This is a genomic window from Deinococcus sp. YIM 134068 (assembly GCF_036543075.1).
Classification (GTDB): domain Bacteria; phylum Deinococcota; class Deinococci; order Deinococcales; family Deinococcaceae; genus Deinococcus; species Deinococcus lichenicola.
In genome coordinates, this window is sequence record NZ_JAZHPF010000045.1 from 1 (window position 1) to 6,042 (window position 6,042).

5 protein-coding genes are annotated in these 6,042 nt (G+C 60.6%); 4 read left to right on the forward strand and 1 reads right to left on the reverse strand.

What is annotated here, in order from left to right; translation table 11 throughout:
* Window positions 1-763 precede the first annotated feature (763 nt).
* On the forward strand, window positions 764-2,128 hold the full coding sequence (locus V3W47_RS19495) for a hypothetical protein (protein WP_331826906.1): 1,365 nt from the start codon (window positions 764-766) through the stop codon (window positions 2,126-2,128).
* 126 nt (window positions 2,129-2,254) lie between these two features.
* Here the strand turns inward: V3W47_RS19495 and V3W47_RS19500 are convergent, their stop codons facing one another.
* The gene (locus V3W47_RS19500) at window positions 2,255-3,082 is read right to left on the reverse strand and encodes a hypothetical protein (RefSeq protein WP_331826907.1); all 828 of its coding nucleotides are present in this window, start codon (window positions 3,080-3,082) and stop codon (window positions 2,255-2,257) included.
* Window positions 3,083-3,182: 100 nt separating this feature from the next.
* Here V3W47_RS19500 and V3W47_RS19505 point away from each other — a divergent pair, with 100 nt between their 5' ends.
* From V3W47_RS19505 to V3W47_RS19515, 3 genes are all read left to right on the forward strand, one after another.
* Window positions 3,183-3,632: a ribbon-helix-helix protein, CopG family gene (locus V3W47_RS19505; RefSeq protein WP_331826908.1), complete on the forward strand. Its 450-nt coding sequence runs from the start codon at window positions 3,183-3,185 to the stop codon at window positions 3,630-3,632.
* Window positions 3,633-3,858: 226 nt separating this feature from the next.
* Window positions 3,859-4,176 (forward strand): hypothetical protein, encoded by a 318-nt coding sequence (locus tag V3W47_RS19510; protein ID WP_331826909.1) that lies wholly within the window; start codon window positions 3,859-3,861, stop codon window positions 4,174-4,176.
* 168 nt (window positions 4,177-4,344) lie between these two features.
* Window positions 4,345-5,076 carry a hypothetical protein gene (locus V3W47_RS19515; protein WP_331826910.1) on the forward strand — a complete coding sequence of 244 codons (732 nt, stop codon included), beginning with the start codon at window positions 4,345-4,347 and terminating at the stop codon, window positions 5,074-5,076.
* The last annotated feature ends 966 nt before the right edge of the window (window positions 5,077-6,042 follow it).

The window sequence follows — 6,042 nt, forward strand, 5'->3', positions numbered from 1 at the left end:
GCGACCCGGAGGCCGCCTTGATTTCTCTAACCTAGCGTCAAATCCACTCCGGGTCAAGCCTATGCAGACCGCGCAGTGAGACAACAAAAAACCGCCCAGTGAGGGCGGCGGGCAATCAAGCGGGGTGCGAAGGGCTTAGACCCAGTTCAGAGCAGCTTAGGGGCTGCCCCGATGACCATGCTCCCAAAAGAACCGGAAGACGCTCCAAAGCAGCGAGGCGAGGCCGATCAGCTCCTTCCACGGTGTCACCCGCTTGGGTTGCTTCCTGGCTTTCCTGCGGTCTGGGCGGCGCTTTCTGGTATGCTTATGTCGGACCATAGCAGTACCGGGCCGGACGACCTCGCTACAGGCGTCCGGCCACTTCCTTTCCTGGTGAGAGGGGAGGTCGTGGGCTGACGTGACGCCCGAAGCGCTTACCACCGCTGTCATGCTGCCCGCCCATCACTGAGCAGCCCCAGTATACTCCGAAAACGAAATTCATCGTCCAGGGCGACATTTGCAGATCAACACGGGTGGGAGTGCGCGTGCCTCCCCCCCCGTGTTGATCCAACAAAGTGCCAACAAAAAGGGAGGAGCGGCCCATCTGGCTTCCTCTCCTCCTCGCAACGTGTAAGCTCACCTCAGACGCCCCACGGCCAAAAGCGAACGTCGCCCATATCCCCGCTAAGAGAAAGGCGACGTTCAAAACAGCCAGGCGTCCACCTGGACTTTCAGTGTACGCACTGGAGGTACGGGTGCAAAGGGGCTTACCTTGCACACCCGTTTGTCTACCGTCGCCGTGGCGGCCCACGTGAGCACCGCCGAAACGCACCAGCAGCGCCAGGAGCGCAAGACCTCCCGCTATTTAGAGATGGCCCGTGCCGCCCTCGCCGCCAAGCCCAGCGCCGCGCCGGGGGAGGGTGCGGGCGCCCTCCCCGCAGCGGACCACGGCACGGCGCTGGGCACCGATCTTCCCCGAGTGCGGACGGTGCAGGAGATCGGCGACGACCTTCAGGCCAACCGCGAGGAGCGCCGCAGGAGCCACGAGAAGGCCCGCCGCGAGGCCGAGGCGACCTGTTCCCCCCAAGAGTTCCCGGAGAGCGTCAGGGAGGCTTACAGCGCGTCGGCGCGGGTGGTGGTGCGCCGCCAGGTCCACGTCCGCCAGGTGCAGGACCGTCAGCCCCAGCGGGAGCAGGGGCCGAGCGTCCCCAAGTTGGAGGAGCTGCTCGACCTCGCCGGGTTGCGCCCGAAGCGGGGCCGGGGAGCGGGGACGGAGGGGGCCGGGAGACTGGCCCGCCTGTTCGACCTGCTCGCCCGTTACGTCTTGAAGGCCCGGGGCTACCGGGTGACGCCCAGCCAGGTCGTCTTTCACATGAGCCAGGAGCTGCTCGCCAAGGCCCTCAAGGTGAACGTGAAGACCGTACGGCGGTGGACCGACCAGTTAGAGGCCCTGGGGTACTGCCACAGCCGCCCCCACTTCTCGAACATGACCCAGGACGGCGAGACGGTGACGGCGGTGGACGGGATGCTCTACGCCGTGCGTCTTCAGGGCGGTCACCGAGCCCACCTGAGCTATGACGATCTCGCCCACCACTGGCGCGACCTCGACGCCGACCGCAAGGCGGGGCGGACCGCCTGGGCGATCCTCAAAGCGGCCCAGAAGCAGGAGGAACAGGAGCAAGAGAAAGCGCGCCAGGAGAGCCAGAAAAATATGCCCGGGTCAACTTCCCCCACTCACGGGGGGGCGTGGTTGCAAGTTCTAAAAGACTGGGCCGTTACTCCAGGAACACACAAAAACCCGTTAGAAGATGACCCGGGCATTTTCCCGCCCGCCGAGCCGAGGACCGTTCAGGACGTGGTGTACGCCCTCCCGCTCGTGCTCGACGCCCACCCCACCAAGCGGGCCGCCCTGGTCGGAATGCTGGGCGCCACGCTCGCCCGCCAGCTCCGCGACCAGCACAGCCGCCGGTGGTACTGCCGCCTGATCTGGGACGCTTACGCGGCCAGCGTCGAAGGCCGCGCCGGGTTGCAGCAGCTCGCCGCCCAGCTCGCCCGCCTCGATGCCGACCGCCGCGAGTGGGGAGGGTTGCGGAACCCTGCCGCCCTGCTCGCCGCCCGCCTACGCTACCCCTCAGCCGTGCAGGCGTGACCCTCTCGAAAAACGACCGCACAGGAGGGCCAGGAAGGGGCCTCCAACATGTCCTGAGGGGAGTCCTCCCCTGGTAAGCCGCGTTACCAAAAGGCCCGAAGTCTCCTCGCTACCCTTAAAGCGTTGCTATTTCGCTTCAGTCTTCCGAAACAAGTCCTCTGTTTTTGGGGTCGTTATTCCCGTCTTTTCTTGCTCCAAAAGGCTCGACGATTCTGCACTTATTTCCAATCCAATTCTAAGTGACTCTTTTCCTAACTCTCTCGCTATTGTAGACGCCTTATAAGTTCTTTCTGGGTGTATCGCTCTCAAGTAAGCACTAACACCTTGACCAGCTATCCTAGTTGCAGTTGACATAATGTGAGAGCATTCCGATCTGCTAAAAATAGTATAACGAGGCTCACTCACTAAATGAGGTTTTCCCTCTTCTTCCATAACGACATTTGTTTTTCTTATTGGGAAACCATTGCTATGTTTAGAAGCACATAGTATCGAGTAAGTTTCCCATTCCATATTTTCCCATTTCTCCCTTAATTCTTTCGTAATTTCTCCACTCTTCTGTAAATGAGCGAGTGTAGCTTTCATCCAGTTATTAAAACCATCACTCCACTTGTGTTCATCGTGGGCCAACCACTCATCTACCTTCTCAGGCTTGAAACCTATGTATGATATGAAGTAAACTGTCTCAAGCATTGAAGAAGCAATAGTGGCTGCTTGAGTTTGATATCCATCCCGCAATACTGTTTTGACAGTCCTAAAATCCTGATATATTTTTATAAGTGCTTGCTTGCACACTCTTGCATGCTTGGTCTCATCATCATTTATGTATATTTTATCTCCATCATTTATAATTGTGAGCAGTACATTCTGCATCTGTTCAGGTATATCATAGAATAATCTCCTATCTTTATTGTTCAATTTGAGTTTCTCGGAAAAAGGAGGATTGATATGCTTCATTCTCTCTGCCCCCTAGAATATAAGTTTCCCAACCTAATGATATTCCATCAAGCAGGCGATATAAGCAGATTCCATAAACCGGTATGATAGGTTTTAAGTTGTGGGAGACAAGCACCGTGGAGGCCGAGGTCATCGAGTAGAAAAGAAGTATGAGCGGTTTACCGTTACCCTCCCGCCAAACCTCAAAGCGCAGCTCGACGCTTGGGCGACCGCCGCAGGCTTGAGCCGGTCGGAGATGTTGGCCCAGGTGATCGAGGAGCGGGCCAGGGCCACCGAGGGGAAGCAGGCGGCCACCCTGCCCGCCCTCCCGCCGCCCAGCCCACAGGAGCAGGACCGGGCCGTGTTCGGGGAGGTCAGCGGCCCGCTCACGCCCTACCAAGCGCAGCTCGTAGAGGCCTTGAGGCGGGGCGCGACCCTGAGCCGTGCGCCGGGTAGTGCCTGGCGTCTGACCCAGCCCGGCGAGCTGGAGCGGAGCGTGAGGGGGGACAGCGTGCAAGGCCTCCTCGACCGGGGAGACCTGCGGCGATTGGGAGGCGATACGTCCGCTTAGCCGCCTAAACGGCAGTAATTTCGGAGGCCGCCGAGCCTGCCGGAAGGGTTGTGCTAACTGCCGCCACCGAGAGCATCCCTCACTACCCGCCCTTACTCGGTCAGGGATGCCGTCACAGTGAGGGCGTAATGGCTTCACTCTGACCCTCACTGGATAAGTCAGGTCACACCTAACCCGTGCTCGAATGTGTGCCCGCTGTGTGCCCCTACCGGGTAAGCTCTCGGGCATGGACTTCCCTACGAAGCGGATCGCATCGTTGCAGGTTGAGGGCGGGCTTGATGGTACGTTCGAGAGCTTGAAGAGCCCCAAGGCCCAGACCTTCACTGTCCATCTGTCTCCGAAAGAATTCCGAGACTTCATTCGTCGGCTTGAGGCTGGCGAGACACTTACAATGGACTATCCACCGCTCAGCATTGATCAGCCCTTCGACGCTGTGGCTCTCCTGGTCAATAAGGAGAACATCCGCCCAACCAAGCTAGAGTTCACCAAGCCTGACAGTGAGGGCATCTATTCGATCACCTTCGCTGTCTCCGAGTCGGACTGACCCGGGCGAGCCTCTTCGGGGGCGTGCTGGTCTCTCGCTAACCCGAATTATCACAAGGTCAAAGCCTTGTCCTCGCCTCCTCCCTCCCCCGGTGGTCAGTGCCGGAACAGCACTGGTCCCGCCCTGTGGTTGGTCGAATGCTGCGGCGGGCGCGGCTACCCTAAGCGTATGTGGGAACACGGGACTGACCAGGACTATCCGCCGGGCCAACCAGACCCCCGGCCCAGGACGTTGACCAAGGCGGGCCTCAAGGCGCGTGGCTGGACCGACAAGATGGTCCGCGAGCTGCTCGGCGAAGCGGACGAACGCCGCCCGAACACGCGCTACCCCCATCACGCGGACATGCACCTGTACCTGCTCTCCCGGGTGGAGGAGGTCGAGCGTACCGACGCCTTCTTCGAGCTGCTCGACCAGAGCGAGAAGCGCAAGGAGGCTGGGGCAAAGGCAGGGGCAAAAGCCAAGGAGGCCCGTCTTGCCCGCACCACGAGCCAGGTGGAAGGGCTGGAGATCGTCTTGCCCAACCTAGAGGCGGACGAACTGATTCGGCAAGCCTGTCAGAACTACAACGCCTGGGCGGAAGCGCAGGGCGCCGAGCGTGAGCGGGCGACCCCTGAGCGCGACGAGTGGTTTCTGAACTTCATCAGCGTCAACTTCCTGCGCTACAGCGTTCCCGGCTACCGGGAGCTGTACGACGGTTTGCACAAGCAGCCTGGGGCGGCAGAGGGACGCAGGCGGCTCGACGAGCGCATCTACCAGACGATTGCCCAGACGCACCCCCACCTCTTCGTGGAGTGCGAGCGGCAGAACAAGCGCAAGTTGTTCCCCACACCCCAGCAGCAGGCGGCAAGAGAGCGAATGGCCGTGCAGCGGGAGGAAGCCAAGAAAAAGAAGCGGCGTTAGGGGCCGAGCACCGCGACCTCACTGCACCGGGTAGGAAGGTCCATCCTCGCCCGTGACGGCCCGCCTGGGAAGGCACCAGGCGACCCCTCCCGGACTGCGGTGGACGTGAGGAGGAAGGGGTGCTAAGTCAGCCGGTCGGGAGAGGCGAACGGACCAGAGTTCAGGGTGGGTTCTGAAGCGGTGAGGCAGGGCAAGGGGCGAGGGCTCCGGCGAGGTCAAAAGAGGTGGTGGGAAGGGGCGTTTGGGGTGGGTGGTGGTGTAAGGCAGGATAAGGACAAGGACACGGTGCGAGATTCCGTCGTCTGGAAGCGCCTCCCACCTTGTCCAAGTGGGCCATACCTGGACAAGGTGTTCTTGGCGCTTCTTTCGTCGCATCAAACGCCCGAGAGAACCGCCGAAGGAGGCGTCAACTGGGCGGCTACTCACCGCTCGCGTTCGCCCTCGCAAAGGCATCTGGGGAGTGGTGGTGGAAGTGGCCGTTTGGGGTGGTGGCCTGCGTAAGGCAGGATAAGAGTAAGAGTACGGTAGCTACTTTTCTCGCGCCCAGACGGCCTTTTGCCTTACTAAGCTCTGCGCCAGCTTAGTAAGGTGTTGGAAGGCGAAAATAAGCGCGGTTGGAAGCGAAGTTTTTGCGTGTGGGAAGCGTGCATCTTTGCGTGCTGTAGCGGCATCTACAGAAGGCCAAGGAGCGCGTGTGGAAGCCCCTGAAAAGCGGCCATCAACACGGGGGGGGAGGGCGTGCGTTCCCCTCTCCCCCCCGTGTTGATTCCTGATGTGGAGGGCCACCCACACCAGCTCGACGAACCGGAGCCCGGGGCAGGCAGAAGCTAAAGAAGAAGGCGACCCGGAGGCCGCCTTGATTTCTCTAACCTAGCGTCAAATCCACTCCGGGTCAAGCCTATGCAGACCGCGCAGTGAGACAACAAAAAACCGCCCAGTGAGGGCGGCGGGCAATCAAGCGGGGTG

Coding starts and splice junctions, on each gene's coding strand:
- V3W47_RS19515 (WP_331826910.1), top strand. CDS start 4,345: ATGTGGGAACACGGGACTGACCAGGACTATCCGCCGGGCCAACCAGAC.
- V3W47_RS19510 (WP_331826909.1), top strand. CDS start 3,859: ATGGACTTCCCTACGAAGCGGATCGCATCGTTGCAGGTTGAGGGCGGG.
- V3W47_RS19500 (WP_331826907.1), bottom strand. CDS start 3,082: ATGAAGCATATCAATCCTCCTTTTTCCGAGAAACTCAAATTGAACAAT.